This window comes from Chryseobacterium pennae, assembly GCF_003385515.1.
GTDB classification, from domain to species: Bacteria; Bacteroidota; Bacteroidia; order Flavobacteriales; family Weeksellaceae; genus Chryseobacterium; species Chryseobacterium pennae.
Genome location: NZ_QNVT01000038.1, coordinates 1 through 21,265, shown reverse-complemented (window position 1 = coordinate 21,265; position 21,265 = coordinate 1). Strand labels below are relative to the sequence as shown.

The 21,265-nt window shown below is 34.0% G+C and carries 19 protein-coding genes; 7 read left to right on the top strand and 12 right to left on the bottom strand.

Annotation, left to right across the window (positions count from 1 at the left end; genetic code table 11):
- Window positions 1–148: 148 nt before the first annotated feature.
- From DRF65_RS25980 to DRF65_RS25970, 3 genes are all read left to right on the top strand, one after another.
- Entirely contained in the window at window positions 149–2,434 is a 2,286-nt protein-coding gene (locus DRF65_RS25980; protein ID WP_115973613.1) for a TonB-dependent siderophore receptor, read from the top strand.
- Window positions 2,435–2,526: 92 nt separating this feature from the next.
- The gene (locus DRF65_RS25975; RefSeq protein WP_115973612.1) at window positions 2,527–3,042 is read left to right on the top strand and encodes a hypothetical protein; all 516 of its coding nucleotides are present in this window, start codon (window positions 2,527–2,529) and stop codon (window positions 3,040–3,042) included.
- Window positions 3,043–3,278: 236 nt separating this feature from the next.
- A complete protein-coding gene (locus DRF65_RS25970) occupies window positions 3,279–3,872 on the top strand; it encodes a hypothetical protein (protein WP_115973611.1) in 594 nt (197 codons plus the stop codon).
- Between the two features lie 103 nt (window positions 3,873–3,975).
- On the opposite strand, the gene DRF65_RS25965 is transcribed toward DRF65_RS25970, so the two are convergent.
- On the bottom strand, window positions 3,976–4,611 hold the full coding sequence (locus tag DRF65_RS25965; protein WP_115973610.1) for a peroxiredoxin: 636 nt from the start codon (window positions 4,609–4,611) through the stop codon (window positions 3,976–3,978).
- 96 nt (window positions 4,612–4,707) lie between these two features.
- Between DRF65_RS25965 and DRF65_RS25960 the strand changes: the two genes are divergently transcribed.
- A complete protein-coding gene (locus DRF65_RS25960) occupies window positions 4,708–5,592 on the top strand; it encodes a mechanosensitive ion channel family protein (protein ID WP_115973609.1) in 885 nt (294 codons plus the stop codon).
- Between the two features lie 396 nt (window positions 5,593–5,988).
- Here the strand turns inward: DRF65_RS25960 and DRF65_RS25955 are convergent, their stop codons facing one another.
- The 7 genes from DRF65_RS25955 to DRF65_RS25925 all read right to left on the bottom strand — a co-directional run bounded on the left by DRF65_RS25955 (window position 5,989) and on the right by DRF65_RS25925 (window position 13,207).
- A complete protein-coding gene (locus tag DRF65_RS25955; RefSeq protein ID WP_115973608.1) occupies window positions 5,989–6,477 on the bottom strand; it encodes a hypothetical protein in 489 nt (162 codons plus the stop codon).
- A gap of 76 nt (window positions 6,478–6,553) precedes the next feature.
- A complete protein-coding gene (gene sucC, locus DRF65_RS25950) occupies window positions 6,554–7,744 on the bottom strand; it encodes an ADP-forming succinate--CoA ligase subunit beta (protein WP_047386334.1) in 1,191 nt (396 codons plus the stop codon).
- 151 nt (window positions 7,745–7,895) lie between these two features.
- A complete protein-coding gene (locus DRF65_RS25945; protein ID WP_228438954.1) occupies window positions 7,896–8,762 on the bottom strand; it encodes a hypothetical protein in 867 nt (288 codons plus the stop codon).
- 211 nt (window positions 8,763–8,973) lie between these two features.
- Complete coding sequence (locus DRF65_RS25940; RefSeq protein WP_115973607.1) at window positions 8,974–10,251, bottom strand: chloride channel protein; 1,278 nt, start codon at window positions 10,249–10,251, stop codon at window positions 8,974–8,976.
- Window positions 10,252–10,253: 2 nt separating this feature from the next.
- Window positions 10,254–10,640 (bottom strand): DUF423 domain-containing protein, encoded by a 387-nt coding sequence (locus DRF65_RS25935; protein WP_115973606.1) that lies wholly within the window; start codon window positions 10,638–10,640, stop codon window positions 10,254–10,256.
- Window position 10,641: 1 nt separating this feature from the next.
- Window positions 10,642–11,712, bottom strand: coding sequence for a hypothetical protein (locus DRF65_RS25930; RefSeq protein WP_115973605.1), 1,071 nt, complete (start codon window positions 11,710–11,712; stop codon window positions 10,642–10,644).
- Window positions 11,713–11,878: 166 nt separating this feature from the next.
- Entirely contained in the window at window positions 11,879–13,207 is a 1,329-nt protein-coding gene (locus tag DRF65_RS25925) for a hydroxymethylglutaryl-CoA reductase, degradative (RefSeq protein WP_115973604.1), read from the bottom strand.
- Between the two features lie 156 nt (window positions 13,208–13,363).
- On the opposite strand from DRF65_RS25925, the gene DRF65_RS25920 reads away from it, so the two are divergent.
- Complete coding sequence (locus DRF65_RS25920) at window positions 13,364–14,623, top strand: putative DNA modification/repair radical SAM protein (protein ID WP_115973603.1); 1,260 nt, start codon at window positions 13,364–13,366, stop codon at window positions 14,621–14,623.
- On the opposite strand, the gene DRF65_RS29040 is transcribed toward DRF65_RS25920, so the two are convergent.
- Window positions 14,620–16,038 (bottom strand): S41 family peptidase, encoded by a 1,419-nt coding sequence (locus DRF65_RS29040; protein ID WP_228438952.1) that lies wholly within the window; start codon window positions 16,036–16,038, stop codon window positions 14,620–14,622. The two genes, DRF65_RS25920 and DRF65_RS29040, sit on opposite strands and share 4 nt — an antisense overlap.
- A 54-nt stretch (window positions 16,039–16,092) precedes the next feature.
- Window positions 16,093–16,929, bottom strand: a complete 837-nt coding sequence (locus DRF65_RS25910) for a helix-turn-helix transcriptional regulator (protein WP_115973602.1) — start codon at window positions 16,927–16,929, stop codon at window positions 16,093–16,095.
- Between the two features lie 161 nt (window positions 16,930–17,090).
- On the opposite strand from DRF65_RS25910, the gene DRF65_RS25905 reads away from it, so the two are divergent.
- On the top strand, window positions 17,091–17,849 hold the full coding sequence (locus DRF65_RS25905) for a TIGR03915 family putative DNA repair protein (RefSeq protein ID WP_115973601.1): 759 nt from the start codon (window positions 17,091–17,093) through the stop codon (window positions 17,847–17,849).
- A 1,231-nt stretch (window positions 17,850–19,080) separates the two neighbouring features.
- Here the strand turns inward: DRF65_RS25905 and DRF65_RS25900 are convergent.
- Both DRF65_RS25900 and DRF65_RS25895 read right to left on the bottom strand, forming a co-directional pair.
- Entirely contained in the window at window positions 19,081–19,881 is an 801-nt protein-coding gene (locus DRF65_RS25900) for a DNA alkylation repair protein (RefSeq protein WP_115973600.1), read from the bottom strand.
- Window positions 19,878–20,516 carry a peroxiredoxin-like family protein gene (locus tag DRF65_RS25895; RefSeq protein ID WP_115973599.1) on the bottom strand — a complete coding sequence of 213 codons (639 nt, stop codon included), beginning with the start codon at window positions 20,514–20,516 and terminating at the stop codon, window positions 19,878–19,880. The genes DRF65_RS25900 and DRF65_RS25895 overlap by 4 nt, the downstream gene beginning before the upstream one ends.
- A 96-nt stretch (window positions 20,517–20,612) precedes the next feature.
- On the opposite strand from DRF65_RS25895, the gene DRF65_RS25890 reads away from it, so the two are divergent.
- Window positions 20,613–20,987 carry a winged helix-turn-helix transcriptional regulator gene (locus DRF65_RS25890; RefSeq protein WP_115973598.1) on the top strand — a complete coding sequence of 125 codons (375 nt, stop codon included), beginning with the start codon at window positions 20,613–20,615 and terminating at the stop codon, window positions 20,985–20,987.
- The last annotated feature ends 278 nt before the right edge of the window (window positions 20,988–21,265 follow it).

The following is a 21,265-nucleotide window of genomic DNA, read 5'->3' as shown; positions in this document are numbered from 1 at the left end:
GCCGGATTATCCATCTACAATAAGGATAGAAACAATCCATATATTTCACCCTTAAAAGACATGACAAAAATCATGCATTAATTTTTATTCATTCTAAACAAATACTTACATTTGCGCCTTATTTAAAACTGTTCTACATAAAAATAAAATGAAAAGACAACTACTTTCTTTAGGTCTTCTATTTATAGCTATTTCAGCAAGTTCACAGCTGAAAAACGTTGAAGCAGATACCATCAGAACCCAAACCATTGAAGACATTAATCTTCACAAAACTGGAAATCCAAACCAGGCGAGACCATTATCTACGAAGTCTAATCTGACAGTAATGGAAACCCCTCAACCTATTGCTATCGTTACCCATGAAATCATTGAGCAGCAACAGGCAAAACAATTGAGCGATGTTCTTCAGAATGTAAACGGGATGTATATTACTTCATCCAGAGGAAATTCTCAGGACAGCTTTGGTGGACGTGGTTTTATTTTAGGAAATGATAATATTTTCAAGAATGGATCAAGAATAAATAGCGGAGTTTTTCCGGAAGTAAGTGGTCTTGAAAGAGTAGAAGTTTTAAAAGGAGCCAACGCAATGCTTTATGGAAATACGGCTGCCGGAGGTATTATTAACATGATTACCAAAAAGCCTAAATTCAATTTTGGCGGAAGTCTAGGATTAAATGGTGGAAGCTGGAATACTTATAAGCCTACAGTTGATGTTTATGGCCCATTATCTAAAAATATTGCTTTCAGAGTAAACGGAACTTACGAATATGCTGAAAGTTTCAGAGATGTTGTACAGTCTGAAAAATATTACTTCAACCCTTCATTTTTATTTAATTTAAGTGAAAAATCTCAATTAATTGTTGAGGCAGATTATCTTAAAAATAATTTCACCCCGGATTTCGGACTTGGATCTATTACCGAAAAAAACCAAAGCTACAGATTGAATGACGCTCTTCCCAGAAATGTCTTCTTCGGAACAGACTGGCAATATCAGGATGTACAGCAAGCTTCTACGAATGTAACCTTTAACCACCAATTTAACGAAAGATGGTCTTTGAATGCTACGGCTTCTTACCAAAACTATACTAAAGATTATTTTTCTTCTGAAAGAGTACAATGGATATATGACACTAAAGATAAAACTGTAGATCCTAACAGATTATCGTGGAAAAGGCCTTTTGGTAAAACTTACAACGAGCAAAATTACACTTCTGCACAAGTAAACATTAATGGTGAGTTCAATACCGGAACAATCAACCATAAAGTATTAATTGGTGCAGATGCAGATTATAGCCAGGCAGATGCTTATGCTTATACTATCACGGGTCCAACAAATCTTTTATACCTTGATGATCCTTCAACATGGGGAAATGTAGGTATGCCAAATTCTACTCTTAGTACAAAAAATAGAATCAATACAAGAAGAATCGGCTTCTATGCACAGGATTTTATCAGCTTAACAAAGCAACTAAAAGTAATTGCCGGGCTAAGATGGTCTTATATAGAAAATATGCCTACACTGACTACTCGTTTTACATTAAATGATAAAATTGAAGTAGCCAATTCTTCAACATCAGACAATGCATTTTCTCCAAAAGTAGGTTTGGTTTATGCACCAAATGAAAACCTTTCGGTATTTGCAACGTATACAAATTCGTTTGCATCAAATGCAGGATATACTTCGGATCAATTTGGTACAGTAAATACCACTAAAATTGATAAAGATGTTCAAAATCAGTTAACAACTTTATCAAGACAAAGCATAAAACCATCAACCGTTGATCAATACGAAATTGGTGTTAAAAAGAATTTCTGGAACAATGCTTTAGCGGTTAACTTAACGGCTTACCAGATTATGTACAATAATTATTATCAAACGTATTGGTTCGCTTCTTCTACAAACGGAGCTCCGGTAAATTCAACAGATACCAATCTTAAAGAATTTGCAGGAAATATGAGAAGCCGTGGTGTAGAATTAGATATTACAGGAAATCCTACAGAAAACTTATCTATCATCGGAGGTTTTTCATATAACAATTCCGTTTACCTTGACACTCCTGAAAAGGGATATGTTGAAAAACAAAGACTGGTAAGAACACCAGCTACAACAGCGAATGCTTCTGTTTTCTATAAATTTACAAACTATGTAAAAGGATTAAAAGTTGGAGCTGGAATTTATTATATCGGAGACAGAATCGCGGGATGGAATGATTCAAAATCAACAAATACAAGTAGAGACAATGTGAGTAGAATGTTTGATCTAAAAGACTATACTACTGTTTCTGTATCAGTTGGCTACGAGTGGAATAAGTTCTCTATCCAGGGAAGAGTGGGAAATCTATTTGATACAGTCAATTATAATGTTCACGAGAATTATTCAGTAAACCCGATTACTCCAAGAAATTATTATTTTACGTTGACATACAAACTGTAGAATTAAACATATAATTACTTCTTTATTAAAAGTGGAAATTGCATTTTTGCAGCTTCCACTTTTGAAATTTAAAAACAAAACAAAAAAACGATATGGATAAGATTAAAGACACAAGAAGTTTCATGAGAATTACACACCGTTATCTGGGGTATTTCCTGGCAGGTATTATGGCTGTGTATGCCGTAAGTGGAATTATTTTGGTCTACAGAGACACCGATTTTCTAAAGAGTGAAAAAAAGTACGAAAAGACTTTATCCGCAAACCTTTCTGAAAAAGAACTGAAAAAGGAATTGAAAATGAAAGGTCTTGAAGTGGAAAAAACTGAAGGTACCGTTCTTCATTTTAAAAAAGGAACCTATGATTCTTCTACAGGGGTTGCTAAGTATTCAAAAATGGAACTGCCTTTTGTACTGGATAAAATGGTTTCTCTTCACAAATCACAATCTAAAGATGCCATAGCACCTCTAAGTGTATTTTTCGGAGTTGCACTTTTCTTCTTTGTAATCTCGAGTTTCTGGATGTTTAATCCTAAGACAAAAGCTTTCAAGCGTGGAATCAAGTTTACGATTGCAGGACTTATTATATCTATTCTCCTTTTGTGTATTTAAAATGATAAAAGAGAATTAAGATTTTTTAAAAATTCAATAATATTCCCTTTTGGCTTTCTGACTTCATTATTAATAATTATGAAATATTCAATAATAATGTTAAAAATTTCCATCCTATCTCATTGATATTATTAACATTAATTTAGAAAAATTGTCTAAAATTAAGACTCTGGCACATTTATTGTTTTTTCTATAATTCGTGAATAATAAACATTTAATTATTAAAATAATAAATTATGAAAAAACTTATTTTAACAGGAGTATTAGCCGTAGCAGGTTTAACAGCAACTGCAAACGCTCAGATTCAGAAAGGTAATTGGATGGTAGGAAGTAGTTTAGTAACAAGTAATTTCGGATTAAACACAGGTGGTGGATACCAAATTAACCTACAACCAAAAGGGGCTTATTTCATCGAAGATAATGTAGCTGTTGGTGGATATGTAAATTTAGGTATCGGTAAATCTTCTAAAGATTCAAGTACAAGATTTGATTATGGTGTAGGAGCTTTAGGACGTTACTATCTTTCTCCGGGAGAACAAGGTGTTAACAACTTATTACATCACGGAAGATGGTTCTTCGAAGGTAACGTAGGTGTTGGTGGATATTCTATCAGCCAAGGAGGTAACTCTACTACAGGTCTTGACTTTGGTGCAGGACCAGGTTATTCTTACTTTATCACTCCAAATATCGGACTAGAAGGTTTGGTAAAATATGCTGGTGTTACAGGTTTTGGAAATACAGGATTAACATCTAACATTACTTTTAATCTTGGATTTAGTGTTTATTTACCAACTTCTAAAGCTAAGCAAGTTATTAACGACGTTAAGTAATCAATTACTTATACACTTTATAAAAAATTTGAAAGCGCCCCGAAATTTATTTTCGGGGCGCTCTTCGTACAAATTAAAACTAAACTATAAAAAATCAAATAAATCATGTATTGGGTTGGGGCGTATATCTTAGGTACGGCTTTATTTCCGTAACGCCTTTAGGGAATTTTTTGATGGCCTCTTCTGTAGAAACCGTTGGCGGAACGATAACATCCTCTCCGTTTTCCCAGTTGACAGGAGTAGCCACCTGATAATTGTCAACTAATTGTAAAGAATCCAATACCCTCAGGATTTCATTAAAATTCCGTCCTGTAGAGGCAGGATAGGTAATAATAAGCCTTACCTTTTTCGCTGGATCAATAATCAATAACGAACGCACTGTTGCTGTTGCAGAAGCATTAGGATGAATAAAATCATACAGTTCTGAAACTTTTCTATCCTTATCCGCTATGATCGGAAACTGAACTTCAGTATGCTGAGTTTCATTAATGTCTTTTACCCAGTTCTGATGATCCTCTACCCCATCCACACTTAAAGCAATTACCTTTGTGTCTCTTTGGGCAAATTCAGATTGTAATTTAGAAGTATATCCCAATTCTGTAGTGCACACCGGTGTATAATCTGCCGGGTGCGAAAACAGAATCCCCCAGGAATCCCCCAGGTAACTATAAAAATTAATATCCCCCGCAGAGGTTTCTGCCTGAAAGTTGGGTGCTGTATCTCCTAATTTAATTGACATAATATTTCGCATTTGTTAGTCTACAAATTTAATAGACTTTTTGACACTAACAAAATTTTTAATGAAAATTTATATCTTTAAGGTAAAATTTTATTCATGGAGAAAACCGGACTCACCTACATTGACATGGTGTATAAGGTATTGGAAAGTTGGTATGTAACGTTTGCAGAGCTTACCCCTAAACTGATTGTCGGCATTTTAGTATTTACATTCTTCCTCATTACAAGTAAATACATGAGCCAGATTGCCGTAAAACTATTTCACAAATTCTTCCCTAAAAGTGAGAAAGAGAGCTCACTGGTGACCTTAATCAGTATCTTCAGGTTCCTGATTATGCTGATGGGAACTTTTATTTCCCTTGAAATAATGGGATTCAGTGGGTTTCTGTGGAAATTTATAGGAAGTTTGGGAGTAGCCGGAGTTATTGCCGGAGTCGCATTAAAAGACCTTGTTTCAAGTATCTTTTCAGGAATGCTTATTGGCATTGATAAAGCCTTTAAAGTGGGTGATTATATTACCATCGGAGCTCATTCCGGTACGGTACAGGAAATCGGATTTTTAACTACAAAAATTCTTACTGATGATGGTAAGAAAGCTTACATCCCGAATCAGGTTGTTTTCAATGCTCCATTTTATAATATTACAGCTTCACCTCAGCGCAGAATCATCTTAAATTTTGAAATTCCTGCTGATGAAGATATCAGTAATGCCCAGAAAAGTATTCTGGAGGTGGTAAAAAACCTTGATAATGTGGATAAGTTAGATACTGCAGAGGTCATTTTTACCGATCTGAAACAGGGGTCATTTAATCTACAGGTTAAATTCTGGATTAAAATTGGAGCTAATCTGGCACAGGTAAAAAGTAAAGCTTATTTAAACATTAAGGAGCGATTTGATGTGGATAAAATCCAGTTGGTAACTCCAACGAGTATTAGTATTACAAATGGAGAAAGTAACTTACCTGAAAGTCAGGATAAGTAGTATTAGATAACTATATATGATTTGTCTCACTGTCATCTGACGAAGGAAGAATCTTTTACATTGAAAAGAGAATAAAAATAAGTAGATAATATATTTCCTGCGGATTTCTCAGATGTTTGTGGATAAACTATAATCATAAAAAGCTGTTTCAATTTTTGGAGCGGCTTTTATTTGTTGGTAAACGCAATGGCGCAAAGATTTTAGGATATGTGAGTGTTTTTAAGGCGCGAGGATTTTATCTTCGATAAAATTGTATGCTGGATGATAATCGTCACGGATGCATGAATAATTTTAATTATGTATAAAGCCTATGGGGTTTAAAAATTCTGAACCACATAGATTTTACATAGAATGTATCTCAAAAAAAGACTTTGTGTTCTTATAATATCCGGTAAGCTATTTCTTATTATGCTTTTTAGAAACTACAGTACTGTCTTTTTGGGGCATCTGGGCAACAGTATCTTTATTTATCTTAAGAGGCTCTCCCAACGTTATATTTTCATTAGGCAGCGTATCTTCATTGAGCTCTACAGCTACGTCACCCATTTTCATCTCTTTTTCTTTTGAACATCCGGCTAGGAACAGAACAAAAGAAAGTATAGCAAGTGTAATTTTACTGTTTTGAAAAACATTCGGAATAAATCTAAAAAATTGATTTTTAACTTTTTGTGATGGACCATCTTCAATATTTAGCTGATGATTATAAAATCTACCACAAACCTTTTCATTTTCCTTTTCAGTGAGGATTTGCTCAATTTCATGAGGACTCTTTTGAGTAAAATCAATCACACATTTACTGCAGACAGCACAGAACTTTCCTTTTTCCTGTGAAGACATAGATTCCCAGTTTTCAGAACATGGTTCAGGAATGTATAAGTTTTTCATAAATATAGTTTCTTATACGCATTAAAAAACCGTTCCAAAAATGAAACGGTTTCTTATTTTATCTGAAAATTTTAGATTATGCTAAAACTTCTTTTACTTTGTTTGCAGCTTCTTCTAAAGTAATTGCAGAGTGAACCGGAAGACCAGACTCGTCAATTAATTTTTTAGCTTCTACAGCGTTAGTTCCCTGTAATCTTACGATCAATGGAACCGGAAGGCTACCCATAGCTTTGTAAGCATCTACAACACCCTGAGCAACTCTGTCACATCTTACGATACCTCCGAAGATGTTGATTAGGATTGCTTTTACGTTTGGATCTCTTAAGATGATTCCGAAAGCAGTCTGTACTCTCTGAGCATCAGCAGTACCTCCTACGTCAAGGAAGTTAGCAGGGTTACCACCTGATAATTTGATGATATCCATAGTTGCCATTGCAAGACCAGCACCGTTTACCATACAAGCAACGTTACCATCCAATTTTACGAAGTTAAGACCAGCTTCACCAGCTTCAACATCCATTGGATCTTCTTCTCTTGTATCTCTAAGTTCAGCTAAGTCTTTGTGACGGAACAATGAGTTGTCATCTAAAGTTACTTTAGCATCTACAGCGATAATTTTGTTATCAGAAGTTTTCAACACTGGGTTGATTTCGAAAAGAGAAGCATCAATACCTGTGTAAGCATTGTAAAGAGATGAAATAAATTTCACAAATTCTTTAAAAGCATTCCCTTCAAGACCTAGGTTGAAAGCAATTTTTCTAGCCTGGAATCCTTGAAGACCGATAGCTGGATCAATAAGTTCGTTGTGGATTAAGTGAGGAGTTACTTCTGCAACGTGCTCAATATCCATACCTCCTTCAGTAGAATATACGATTGTATTTTTCCCTTCAGCTCTATCTAAAAGAATAGAAACATAAAATTCTTTAGTTTCAGATTCTCCAGGATAATAAACATCTTCTGCAACCAAAACAGAGTGTACTTTTTTACCTTCAGCAGAAGTTTGTGGAGTTACCAACTGCATTCCGATGATATTCTGAGCGTTTTCTTTAAGTTTATCCATGTTTGGAGAAAACTTAACACCCCCACCTTTACCACGACCACCTGCGTGAATCTGTGCTTTTACAACCCAAGCCTGAGCTCCGGTTTCAGCAGTCAATTTTTCAGCAGCTGCTACAGCTTCTTCTACGTTGTTTGCAACGAAACCACGTTGGATAGCTACTCCATACTTTGATAAAATCTCTTTTGATTGATACTCGTGAAGATTCATATTATTTTTATTATTTTATTTTAATATTTAAAGGTTGACAAATTTACTAAAAAGAGTTTAGATTTAAAGAATTACCAAAGAGAAGTTGAAGGCAAATTTAAAATTATTGATAAAAATCAATTAGTTTAAGTTCATCTCAATAGTGATCCTATTATTTCACCTCTTCAGCAATCATTACTTTTTCATTCACAATATTGTTCCATAGCTTGTAATCTGAAATCCTGGAGCGGTATCTGAAATAAAAATCATAGGACCCGCCTACAATTCCTTTTTCCGGCATATATATCAATCTGTCTATTCCACGGTGCTCATTATATCCATCAATGATCCACCAGCCGTCAAAAGTCCAAAACTGATAGGCTTTTTTTCCTTGGATTGTATATTCTTTGGAAAGATAATTCCTGAAACTGAACGGATCATCAAGATTCTTAAGATAGTCTATATCTGTCACATCCATAATGAATTTCCGGTTGGGAAACTGCTCATTAAAACTCTTCTCCACCTCCTTTATTGTAATTTTTGGTTCAGCAATATTCAGAGATCCATATGAAGAAATAAAAGGTGTTTTAAGGGAAGTAATGCTGAAAAGTTCAGTCAGGCACATTTTTGAAACATAATAACTTTCATTCACTTTTTTCACTACCCTGAAATCCATATTTTTTTTGTCCGGAGTATTGGAAGCCATCCAGTTAGAAGCTATTTCTTTTACTTTTGATTTTGAAATGATATCTTCTTTTTTTAATTTATCGAAATCCAAAAGCATCCAGTTTTGCCCCTTTTCATCAGTTCCCGGGAGAATTGTTTCATCCAGATCAGGAAGCACTGTAAGTAAAAGAATATGATCTTTGGTAAGGTGAACATTATACACATTGATATTTTTCCTGATCCCGTACAATTCAGAGGTGTCCAGTGTAAAAGTTTCTATCCTAAAATGGTTTTTTAAACTATCCAGTAAAAAATATTTTTGGGAGAAAACAAAACAGGGAATGCACATCAGTATAAATAAGATCTTTTTCATTTTATATTCTTTAATAACATGTATTTTTTGTAGAAATAATATCGGTTTTTATTATTATTTCGCTGCTTCAGTATTTATAAATACTATAAAAAAGTAGAATAACTCCCTATCTATATTTAAAAATTTTGAGTGGCAAAACTATCATATAAAAACAAAAAAGCCAATACTCTCCTGACCAAGTATTGACTTTTAAATGTATATATATTTATAACTATTCTTCTACCAGCTTTTCCGACTGAGAGCCGATAAAAGGAATTCTCGGAGCAAGAAAATATCCTGTAAGACTAGCGAACAAAATAGGAACAAAATAGGTAAACCCAGTTAATGTTCCCAGAATAATGGTTGTACTCATTGGTGTTCTTGTTACACAAGCATTAATAGCAGCCATACAGCTTACAATAGCTAAAGTTGTGTCTACACTTGGAAATAAATTGTGGATAATGAGTCCCAAAGTCGTTCCTACAAAGAACAGCGGAATGATAAAACCTCCTCTCCAGCCTGAAGTAACCGTAATGGCAATGGCTAATATTTTAAAAACCAAAACCAAAATCAGGAAGTTCAATCCGAAATTCCCTCCGATTAACTGATTGATTTCGTTGTGTCCAAAGTATCTTGTGATCGGAAAATTGTAAGCAATAATCCCTAACAGAAGCCCTCCTGCTAATGTTTTGATGTAGATTGGAAATTTTCTGTATTCAAAAACCTTTTTGAAGAATTTCACTACAAAGATGAAAATCCAGCCAAAAAAGGTTCCTACAGCCCCAAATAAAGTTGCGTATAGAAAATCATATACTCCGGTGTAATGGTAGGCTTTCAGATCCCAGGTTGCTCCAATTCCCAAATGAATAATTAAAGCAAACATCAGATAACTGAAACAGCTTGCAACCAATGCCGGAATAATGGCTTTATAATATTCAACCGCATGTTTATGATGTAAAATTTCCAATGAGAAAAGACTTCCTCCAAGTGGCGCTCCAAAAAGAGCGGTAAAACCTGAAGCCATCCCTGCAATACTCAATGAACGCAGTTCTTCGCCTTTTAATCTGAAAATTTTCCCAAGCCAGGTTCCTGTAGATCCGGTAACCTGTACTAAAGGAGCTTCCGGTCCTAAACTTCCGCCAGATGCCACACAAAAGAGGGAGGAAAGAATCATGGATGGATTATTTTTAGGTTCCAGTTTTCCTTTGTTGAATCTGATATTATTCACAATCAGATGGATTTCTCCAGGGTCACCTATAAAATGAATGACCAAACCTGCCAGCAGTCCACAGATTGCCATTGTTGGAATTACCTGCCAGCCCTGGAAATGGGCTAAAAACTCAGTAAAATGTTCCAGCACGATCCAATATCCACCGGCAATAATACCTCCTACCAGCCCTGTAAAGGCCCACATGAAAAAAGTACGGCTGAATACGAACGGATTGAACCTCATCGGTTGATCCAAAAGGTTGAACGTTCTTATAATCCGTCTTCTTCTATTGATTTTCATTTTTAAATTTTGTTTTTAGCAAAATAAAGAATCAGCATTCCCCAGCTTAAAATCATCATCAAACCTCCCAGTGGAGTGATAGGTCCTAAGAATTTAAGGTTCATTCCCAGGTAATCCTGCATGCTCAAGAAATAGATACTCACTGAGAATAACAATGTTCCTGCAATCATCAAAATGGATGTCCATTTTTCTGCAGAAGTTTCAAATTTTAAAATATATCCGATGATCAACAGAAAAAATGCTGCGTACATCTGATATCTCACTCCTGTTTCAAAACTTTCCAGTCTTTCAACAGCTAATATTTTCTTTAAAGCATGTGCTCCGAATGCACCCAGGATTACAGATATCATTCCGTAAACTGCTCCAAAAACTAAAGTAATTGTTTTCATTTTATAACTCTTCTAATTCTAGGGTTAAATATTTTTTTGTTTTATTGTCCTGCCAGGTTCCGATGATTTTATTTCCTTTTAAATCGGCTTCCACTAAGGCTCTTGGTATCCATTGTTTCAATTCTTCACTATGGTAACCGTCTTCTGTGATTGAAAAATGGTCATGAACAAATTCTCCTCTCCAGTTTATTTGTTTCTTCTTCTTATCATACCAATAAATTGCTGAGAAGGAATCGTCTTCATTGATTTCGTTGAACAAAACCGTAATTGGATATTTTCCATCAATTTTTCCTTTGTACAATTTATTTCCAGGACTTGTTCTATCAATTTTTTCAGAACCGGAAATCAGATTTTTGGCATAAGGGCTCCAATATTTTTCAAGTTCTTTATAGGTGAATTCAAGTTTATGGCTTCCCAAATCATCCAGAGCCCGCATCGCATGATTGGAGCATCTGCCTGCCACAAAGGTCAACTTATCTTTTCCAAAGAAATACCTGATGCCATTCAATGTGTAATCCGTGAAACACCCTTCATATAAACCAATCTGTTCCTGAACTTCTTCTGACGCATTTTTTTGAGATTTTAGCTTGATGAGAAAGTTATTGACTCTTTTTTCGATTTTCTTCTGAATCAAACCATTGACAGTCTTAATAGTGCCTGCTTGAAATAAATCTTCAGCATTGATATAATTTCCGGTCCTCATATCAAAATTTTTCCAGTCTGAAAATTCTTCGGGATAAGCTCCTGAAGCTTCACCATCAATACTGATACTTAGAATATTTTTAGGAGTTTCCAACTTTTTCCAATCATAGAAATATACATAGTTTGCGTATGAAGTAGCTCCTGCATTCACCTTTTCAGAAGGATTTCCTTCTGATGCGGGAATATATTCCAGTTCGCTTACCTGAAGAAAAAGATTGATCTTATTCTCTATTCCGGAATTATCGGAATAGGAAATAACAGGAAAAACAAAGTCTTTCGTTTTTGGCTGCAAGTCACTTATTTTTAAATTTTTCTGTTGTGAAAAACTTAAACCGGAAACCAGCATGAAAAATAAGACCTTTTTTTTCACTATTTTGAATTTAAATACATTAAAATAAACTTGGCTACCAAGGTAGAAATCCCCAGTATAATAAACATATTGGCAAATTTCTTGGAAGTTCTGAAGCCAGGTGATGTTGTTTTCTTTAAATAGAATCCAAAGGCCAGAAACAGGATGGGCAGAATTATCTGTAACATTAGTTTTCTCTCATTCGGTTAAACTCATTGATAACCTCATGATGGCTAACTGTCTTGTCTTTAAAGTATGTTACAAAATGTTCTTTTTCTTCTTCTGTAGCACCTAATTGGTTCAGAATGTTCAGTAAGTGCATTTTCATGTGACCTTTCTGAATTCCTGTTGTTACTAATGAACGCAATGCCCCAAAGTTTTGGGCCAATCCTGAAACAGCCAGAATACTCATCAATTCCTGAGCGGATGGTTTTCCAAGTAAAGCTAAAGAGAATTTTACCAAAGGATGAAGATTCGTTAAACCTCCTACTACTCCTACAGAAATCGGAAGGTCTATCCAGAATCTGAAAACTCCGTTATCAGTTGTACAATGAGTCAATGATCTGTATTGTCCGTCTCTTGCTGCATATGCATGGGCACAAGCTTCAGTTGCTCTGAAGTCGTTTCCGGTAGCAATTACTACAGCATCTACTCCGTTCATCACTCCTTTATTGTGAGTGGTTGCACGGTAAGGTTCAATTTCCGCGATGGTAACGGCTTGCTTAAATTTAGCAGCAAATTCTTCAGGAGAAATTCCGCTGTCATCTTTCAGGTCTTCCATTTTACAGGAAACTTCAGCTCTTACGATACAATCAGGAGTAAAATTGGAAAGGATATTCATTACGATCTGCAATGAATTTTTTTCATCCTGTGTGAAGTCATCGCTTGTTGCAACTTCCTGTCTCATTGTTTTACCAAACTGTTCAAGACATGAATTGATAAAGTTAGCTCCCATTGAATCTACCGTATCAAAACTAGCCTTCAGCTGGTAGTAATTAGGCATTTCTGCTGTTTTATCCACAAGGTTGATATTCAGAATACCACCACCACGTCTTCTCATATTGGCCGTAATATCTTCTGTAGATTCAAGTAATTTTTTCTTTAAACTGAAATTAAAGAAATGTAATAATTTGTGAGGTTCTACATCAAAAATAAAATGGGTATGTCCCAATTTTTCTGTATTGATGATAGTTGTTTTAAAACCTCCTTTATCAATCCAGAATTTTGCAGCTTTGGAAGCAGCAGCTACGACTGAACTTTCCTCAACGGCCATTGGAAGTGCCAATAATTTTCCGTCAATTAAAAAATTGGGCGCAATTCCGTAGGGCATATAGAAATTGGAAATTGTATTTTCAGAAAACTCTTCGTGAAGTTTCTGAAGATCTGCATCTTCATTCCAATATTGCTTTAATATATTTTGATATTCCTGATTACCTTCAAGATATTCGTTTACAAGCCAGTCGATTTTCCCCTGCTTTGGAAGCTTGGAAAAACCTTCGATCGGTTTATGATTCATGATATAAACTTTAATGAGGCGTAAATATAATGATTTTGAGACTCTTTTTTGTTGATAACTTCTATGAAAAAAGGTTGACATTTATCAATTTTGGAACTAAATTTGAACAAAATTAAAACATAATTACGATAAAAATAATATCAAACTCTTTACTGTATGAATTTTGACCGTCTTAAAGAAAAGCTTGAAATCCTCGCAGATGCTGCAAAATATGATGTTTCGTGCTCATCAAGCGGAGGAACCAGAAAGAATAAAAAAGGGGCTTTGGGGGATAGTTCCGCAAGCGGCATTTGTCATACCTATACCGAAGATGGAAGATGTGTTTCTTTACTCAAGATTTTACTGACCAATCATTGTATTTATGATTGTGCTTATTGTGTATCCAGAAGTTCAAATGATATAAAAAGGGCGGCATTTACGGTAGAGGAAGTTGTAGACCTGACCATTAATTTTTACCGCAGGAATTTTATTGAAGGATTATTTCTAAGTTCCGGAATTTTCAAAAATGCAGATACAACGATGGAACGGCTTGTAAGAGTTGCCAAAAAATTACGTCTGGAAGAAAATTTCAACGGTTATATTCATTTGAAATCTATTCCGGGAGCGAGCGATGAATTAATGCAGGAAGCAGCATTATATGCGGACAGGCTTTCGGTAAATCTGGAAATCCCAACCGAAAGTGGTTTAAAATTATTAGCTCCTGAAAAGAACAGAGAGGATATGATCAACCCTATGAGATATATTCAAAAAGGGATAATCCAGTATCAGGACGAAAAAAAGATTTTAAAGAAGGTTCCTAAGTTTGCCCCTGCAGGACAATCTACACAAATGATTGTAGGAGCCACTAATGAAAATGATCTGCAAATTATCAAAGTTGCAGATCACTTTTATAAAAATTTCAACCTGAAAAGGGTGTATTATTCCGGCTATGTTCCGGTTTTAGAGGACAACAGACTTCCTTCACTCACTACTGCAGTTCCGATGCTTCGTGAAAACAGATTATACCAATCTGACTGGCTGATGCGATTTTATGGCTTTAAAGCTGAAGAAATCTTAGATCCCAATATTCCTTTTCTTGATTTAGAAATGGACCCCAAGCTGAGCTGGGCACTCCGAAATTTACATCAGTTTCCAGTAAATATCCAGACTGCCGATTATCAGATGATTTTAAGAATTCCGGGAATTGGAGTCAAATCTGCTCAGAAAATCATCAGTGCAAGACGTTTTCAGATGTTAACACTGGATCATTTGAAACAATTGGGAACAGCTGTTAACAGAGCTAAATATTTTATTGATTTTAATGCAGGCAATGCCTATCTGAAATATTTAACGGATAAAAACTTCAGACAACTATTGATTGGTGGAAGTTCTTCTAAATTTCATAATCAATTTTCACAGCAGCTGAGTTTATTTTAATTTTCCAAATAATCTACCGCAAAATGAACCCAGTCTTTAACACTTTCGTCAAGATAAATATCTGGCTGCACTCCAATGTTATCAATAGGATAGTCCGGTAATCTGAAAGATCGGTAAGTAGGCATCAGTAATTTATAATCATTGCATCCATAGTCGAAAAACATTGCATTAGCATAGTCCAGAACTCCTGAAGACGGAGTTCCCATAATTTTAACTTTTTTGCTTTGTTTTGCACTTAAAAGAAAATTTTCAGCAGCACTTCCGGTATGATTATCTGCTAAAATTACAATTTGAGCAGGACTTTTAACAGCTAAGGAGATTGAATCAACAGTGACTTTACTCTGGTTATGATTCACATATTCTCCCGGGCTATTTTTTAACTGGGCAATTCTTGTCTTTAAATTGATTATTTCTTCTTTATTTTTAATAGAATCTTTCATTATTCCTTTTAAATAATTTTCCGAAGTCTGAATTAATGTAGGTGACGCTAAATATTCAACGCCAAGCTTTCTTATAGAATTGGTCATAATGTAAGGCAAAATATTTCTATAAGCATTATCTGTTCCTCCTCCATTACCTCTTACATCAATAATCCAGAACTCTGCTTCCTCCAAAGTTTTCTTATTGTCTTTCAGTAGTTTTTCTATTTTATCTACAAATGAATAACTGAAATATTGAAGCCTGATCATCACTGTTTTTGGGCTTATTTTTTTGATATAAGTTCCATTGATTTCGCTTATTTTACCTTCAATTTCTGTAGCACTCAATGCTGGATGGGGGAGTTGTTTTACAAAATTGATTTTGATCTCATTAAAGGATAAAAGTGTGTTGTCATACATCTTATATTTTCCTTTTTGTATAGAATGATCCTGGCTGTAATATTCATAACTTCCATCTGAGAATAACCTGAATTTAATTTCGTTAGGTTTCCAGTATTTTGGGTCAGCTTTTATAATAAATCCTACATATTCTTTGTCATTTATTTTCTTGACACCAATTTCATAATCGTCATTTTTCCAAATTCCTTCAAATTCATCTTTTTGCTTTTGAATATCTTTAATAAACTTTTTAAGATTTATATCTAATGGCTTAGTATTAATCCCCGGCTTTGGAACAGCCTGGCTGACCTGGTTGGGCAGAACCCAAATATGTCTGTCTTTGAAAAAACCTGTATAGCTTTTCAACACATCCAGGCAAGCTTCATCATTCTTCACATTATCAGAAGAAGTAAGCGTATTTTTCTTCAAGGTTTCATACAGAAGCTTATCTTTTGTTTTGGTATCAAATCCGGGATATTCGCTTTCAATTTTCAAAATTATTTTCTGTAACACCTCTTTACAATTACATGAGGTCTGTGCATTCCAAAGATTACAAGAAAACACAACAGCAATCCACACAAAAAGTTTAATTTTCATTAACAATATTTTCAGGCAAAAAACAACAATTAAAGAATATAAAAATTGTAAAAATCATTCATTTTCTAATTTTTGATAAATCCATGCTAAATCTTTTTGGGTCACAGATATTTTTTCTGCTATTTTATTGGGGGCAAATCCTGTAAGATTTTTAAAATCTTTAATAAAATGAGACTGATCATAATATTGATTTTGATATGCAATTCCTGTGAGAGAATTTCTCGGTTTCAAAATATCATTTAATACGTTCCTGAATCGTATTGTTTTTAGGTAAGATTTAGGATTCTGTCCTAAATTATTTTTAAATAAACGGAATAATGTAGTTTCACTAATTTTAAGGTTCTTAGAAAGCTCATCAATACTTAGAAATTCATTATTATTAATAAGGATCAATGCTTCTTTTATTTTGTAGGGGATATTGTCTTTTAAATTTTCGCAAAGCAAAATTTCAAGCGCATCAGCTCTTTTTGCAAAATCAGTCATATCAAAAATTTCATCAAGGAAATTTCTTTCAAAAGGAAATATCTCATCAAAAACAGTCTCGGAAAGCATGAGATTTTCATAAGACTCATCAGTAAAAACCCTTAGAGCCGAAGGTTGAAAAACAATGCATATCTGATCCAGGGCACAATGAATATTTACATTAAAAGGAGCTTTATGAAATCCATATAACCGGCTTATAAAAGTATTACCGTTGGTAATTTCACAAAGGTTAGTTTCACCTTCATTGGTATAGGAAACCTGATTGTGTTTATAAATTGCAAGACAGAGATTAGTATTGGGAAAAGTAGTATAATTTAAAAGTTCCTGATCCGTTTTTTTAAAGAAAAGGAAATACTGAATATATTTTTTCAGAATCTCATTTTTAGGTTTTATGATCATTGAGTTCATCCTAGTATTTTATTTTTAGAGTATCTTCGGTACTGAATTTAAAGACGGATTCCGAAAAATAAATTTAATAAACTTTCTTGGGTTAGAAAGCTTTTAAAGATGATTAAATCGTCTGACAGTTTTCAAAAAATTATTTATACAATTTAGATTTATTATATCAGATGCACACAATACTTTATGATGGCAGTTTCGAAGGCCTTTTCACAGCGATATTTGAAGTTTTCGAATACCGTTATCAGAATGTAGAAATAGCAAGCAAAGAAAGATTCCATCAGGAAAATATTTTTGCTGAGATCCATGAAGTCATTACCCAAACAGATAAATCTGATCGGGTCCTGAAAAAATTGGAACAAAATCTTGGTAAGCAGGGTATTTATAAACTTTTAAAAGTTTTCTTATCTGAAGATCCGGAATTGGAGAAAGTAACATTATCCGCAGTAAGACAATCTATAAAAAATCCAGAAGAAAATATTCTGGAAAATTACGCAGATGCTGATATCATGAAGATTTCCAAAATCTGTAAGTCAGTTGACAGAGAAAGTCATCGAATGACAGCTTTTGTCCGTTTCGAGAAAATGCAGGACGATATTTTCTTCTCAAAAATAGATCCTGATTTCAATGTTCTTCCTTTGATCAGAAAACATTTTAGTGACCGTTATCAGGATCAGAAGTGGATGATCTATGACTTGAGAAGAAACTATGGAATTCTTTATGATCTGGAAACCTCAGATTTCTTTTATCCGGATGAAAAACTGGATATCAGGAATTATCAGGAGAACTTTCATGAGGAGGAAAAGAACTATCAAACGCTTTGGCAGCGATATTTTACAAAAACCAATATTATTGAAAGGAAAAACCTGAAACTTCATGTACAACATGTTCCTAAAAGATATTGGAAGTATCTGACTGAGAAATGGTGATTTTAAATAGGGGTGATTCAAATTCAAATTTCCATATTGTGGATAACTTTCCAACACGATTTATTAGACTTATTTCTGAAAAACCTTTTCAACAAGCATATTTCATAAACTACTATAAATATGATAGATATAGCATCTATTAATCAACAATCCCATATTGTGGATAACTTTTTTAACCACGGATTGAACAGATTTACACGGATGATTCTTTTTTTAAATGACATTTTGAGCTGAAGAAATTTGAGAAGATTTTTAATTCATATTCTGACATTGTGGATAACTTTTCAACACGATTTATTAGACTTATTTCTGAAAAACCTCTTCAATAAGCATATTCCATAAACTACTGTAATTATGATAGATATAACATATATTAATCAACACTTCCATATTGTGGATAACTTTTTTAACCACGGATTGAACAGATTTACACGGATGATTCTTTTTTTAAATGACATTTTGAGCTGAAGAAATTTGAGAGGATTTTTAATTCATATTCTGACATTGTGGATAACTTTTCAACACGATTTATTAGACTTATTTCTGAAAAACCTTTTCAACAAGCATATTTCATAAACTACTATAATTATGATAGATATAGCATCTATTAATCGACAATCCCATATTGTGGATAACTTTTTTAACCACGGATTGAACAGATTTACACGGATGATTCTTTTTTAGAAGGATATTTTGACCGGAAAAATTCGAGAACATTTCTTAATCATATTTAACATTGTGGATAACTTCTTCACATTGAAGATTAGACTTATTTTTGAAAAGTCTTTTAAAATGGGGATTTTATAACCTCTTAATTTTATGATAAATACGAGACCTACTTTTCTACAATTCCATATTGTGGATAACTTTTTTAGCTTATCAATTAGAGTTATTGCTGAAAAACCCTTTCAACAGAACATTTTATAATCAATTGTATTTATGATAGATATATCAATATTTTTCTACAATCCCATATTGTGGATAACTTTTTTAACTACAGATTTATGCAGATGATTTTAATACAATTCATTTATTGATTTCCAAAATGCTTCAATCTGGTTTTCTGTCTTTCTACCCTTGTCAAGGTTTATAACCTTGGCAAGGGTAGGTTAAAACTCAGCATCAAAAATCAATCGTCTTTTGATGTGATACTATAAAATTTAGCTGATAGTTTGATCTGGAAAAAATCTGAGCATATTTTTAATTCAAATTATAACTTTGTGGATAACTTTCACTTACGGAGGGTACGCAGTGCTTTTTTAACAATATATTGAGTTTCTTTGGTATCACTTTTCCGAAGCCACTCATCACATATCTCCACTACAAATTCCGGTTGGGATTTGCTGGCGTCATTCAGCCAATTGCCGACACTATCCTGTACATATTTTGAAGGATCAGATTTTAATGATTCTAAGATTTCCAGTCCTAATCCGGGATTTTGTTTTAATTCATCAATATGCTCACACCACACTCCTCTTGGTCTTGTGGATTCACTGGCAAAACGTCTGATATTTTCATTATCATGATTCGTCCATCCTGATAAGATTGACAAACTTTCTTCAAGGTTTTTCGAAATGTCCGGACGTACTGTCATCCAACAGATCTCTCTTACCCCAAAATGAGTGTCTGAGGCAAAGGATTTGATCTTTTCCAGCTTTTCTTCAATATTAAAAGCGTTATTTCGCCCAATGGTATAAGCTGCCCAACATCGAACCAGATCCGCCTGGTGTGTGGATAACTTTGAAAGAAAATTTTCATCCCGGTTTTTGAGTGCAAGATCAAGGATTCCCAATCCAATAGCTTCATTGGTTGTATTGACTGTCTGCTTTTTCAACTGACCCACCTTTTCCAGAATCGGATTTAAATATTCTACTCTATTATTCTGTTCTAATAAATTTTTAAGTAAAAGTCTTTGGTCTACCGCCAGCCATTCTGTAAGATTAGCCGTTTCAATTTCACCTCTGTTCAACTGGAATAAAATATCAGCTGGAATATCTTTTATAGAGCGGGCTCCTTTTCTTTTTTCTGTCATAATGAATTTATTAATTCTTCCACATCTACTCGATTCATGTAATTTACGTCTAAAAATTTATAAGTAACTACTCTATTTTCATCCACCACAAAAACAGCTGGAACCGGTAAAACATTATCATTATTTTTATTGAAATCAGAAAGATTAATTCCAAGACTTTTATAGTAAGGAATTACAAAGTCCTGTAACTGAAAAGTGATTCCTAATTTTTCAGCAAAATTATTGTCAATATCGGTCAATACTTCAAACTCAAGTTTATTTTTTCCCATCATGCTTAAAGACTGATCCGGACTTTGTGGAGAAACAGCAATTAAAGTGGCTCCTTTATCTTTTATTCTGGAAAGATGATCCTGTAAAAATTTTAATTCCAGATTACAGTAAGGACACCAGCTTCCTCTGTAAAAAGCCAAAATTATTTTCCCATTTCTAAGAATATCTTCAGAACTAATTATTTTTCCTAAAGCATTTGGTAATGAAAATTCCGGCATCTGATCTCCTATCTGAACGCTGTTTTCATTAATTTTTTTTGTCTTTAAATCCTCTATAGAGTTTCCAAATGCCTCCAGTATTTCCTGTGGAAGCTGCGAAGATAATTCCTGATTCAAATGTTCGATCTGTTTGGCCAGTGTATTCATTTTTCTAAATTTTATTATTTTTACAAAGGTCTAAAAGCCGCTATAAATAAGCAATAACGCATATTTTTCACCCATAGGGATAAAAAAGTCAATTTTATGGAAATAAAGGGAAGAGCTGAAGAAAATAAAATTTGTCCATTGGAAGTCGCCGTTAATACCATTAGTGGAAAATGGAAAATTCCCATCGTTTGGCAGATTAATGAGGGAAAGAAACGCCCCAGTGAATTTTTGCGTGGAATTGCGAAAGTAGACCGGAGAGTTCTTAATCAGCAACTCACAGAAATGGTGGAAGATGGCATTCTGACGAAGCAGTCTTTTAATGAGCTTCCTCCCAGAGTTGAATATACTCTGACTGAACTTGGGGAAAAGTTGGTTACCATTCTGTGGCAGTTGAATGATTGGGGAAAACTGTTGATTCCTGAAGGTGATAATGTGTTGGAAAACGCAAAGACGCAAGATTACTATGAATAGGCTGTATTATTAAGGCGCAAGGATTTTATCTATGATAAAATTGAATACTGCTGAATAATCGCCACGGATGCACGAATAGTTTAATGTCCATTTATCATCTATATTTCTATGTGGTTAAAAAAGATTGAACCGCATAGAAACATAGATCTTAGAGCTATTTTATTTTAATATGAACATTCGTGTATTCTAAGACATATGCAAATTATATCTTGTTAAATTTACAAAAGGTTCCTCTCTTTTTACCACAGCAAATATTCTATAGATCAGTTTGCAACATA

Bases quoted from the DNA above. Each gene is read 5' to 3' on its own strand.
- DRF65_RS25980 (WP_115973613.1), top strand. From the start codon at position 149: ATGAAAAGACAACTACTTTCTTTAGGTCTTCTATTTATAGCTATTTCA.
- DRF65_RS25975 (WP_115973612.1), top strand. From the start codon at position 2,527: ATGGATAAGATTAAAGACACAAGAAGTTTCATGAGAATTACACACCGT.
- DRF65_RS25970 (WP_115973611.1), top strand. From the start codon at position 3,279: ATGAAAAAACTTATTTTAACAGGAGTATTAGCCGTAGCAGGTTTAACA.
- DRF65_RS25965 (WP_115973610.1), bottom strand. From the start codon at position 4,611: ATGTCAATTAAATTAGGAGATACAGCACCCAACTTTCAGGCAGAAACC.
- DRF65_RS25960 (WP_115973609.1), top strand. From the start codon at position 4,708: ATGGAGAAAACCGGACTCACCTACATTGACATGGTGTATAAGGTATTG.
- DRF65_RS25955 (WP_115973608.1), bottom strand. From the start codon at position 6,477: ATGAAAAACTTATACATTCCTGAACCATGTTCTGAAAACTGGGAATCT.
- sucC (WP_047386334.1), bottom strand. From the start codon at position 7,744: ATGAATCTTCACGAGTATCAATCAAAAGAGATTTTATCAAAGTATGGA.
- DRF65_RS25945 (WP_228438954.1), bottom strand. From the start codon at position 8,762: ATGAAAAAGATCTTATTTATACTGATGTGCATTCCCTGTTTTGTTTTC.
- DRF65_RS25940 (WP_115973607.1), bottom strand. From the start codon at position 10,251: ATGAAAATCAATAGAAGAAGACGGATTATAAGAACGTTCAACCTTTTG.
- DRF65_RS25935 (WP_115973606.1), bottom strand. From the start codon at position 10,640: ATGAAAACAATTACTTTAGTTTTTGGAGCAGTTTACGGAATGATATCT.
- DRF65_RS25925 (WP_115973604.1), bottom strand. From the start codon at position 13,207: ATGAATCATAAACCGATCGAAGGTTTTTCCAAGCTTCCAAAGCAGGGG.
- DRF65_RS25920 (WP_115973603.1), top strand. From the start codon at position 13,364: ATGAATTTTGACCGTCTTAAAGAAAAGCTTGAAATCCTCGCAGATGCT.
- DRF65_RS29040 (WP_228438952.1), bottom strand. From the start codon at position 16,038: ATGAAAATTAAACTTTTTGTGTGGATTGCTGTTGTGTTTTCTTGTAAT.
- DRF65_RS25910 (WP_115973602.1), bottom strand. From the start codon at position 16,929: ATGAACTCAATGATCATAAAACCTAAAAATGAGATTCTGAAAAAATAT.
- DRF65_RS25905 (WP_115973601.1), top strand. From the start codon at position 17,091: ATGCACACAATACTTTATGATGGCAGTTTCGAAGGCCTTTTCACAGCG.
- DRF65_RS25900 (WP_115973600.1), bottom strand. From the start codon at position 19,881: ATGACAGAAAAAAGAAAAGGAGCCCGCTCTATAAAAGATATTCCAGCT.
- DRF65_RS25895 (WP_115973599.1), bottom strand. From the start codon at position 20,516: ATGAATACACTGGCCAAACAGATCGAACATTTGAATCAGGAATTATCT.
- DRF65_RS25890 (WP_115973598.1), top strand. From the start codon at position 20,613: ATGGAAATAAAGGGAAGAGCTGAAGAAAATAAAATTTGTCCATTGGAA.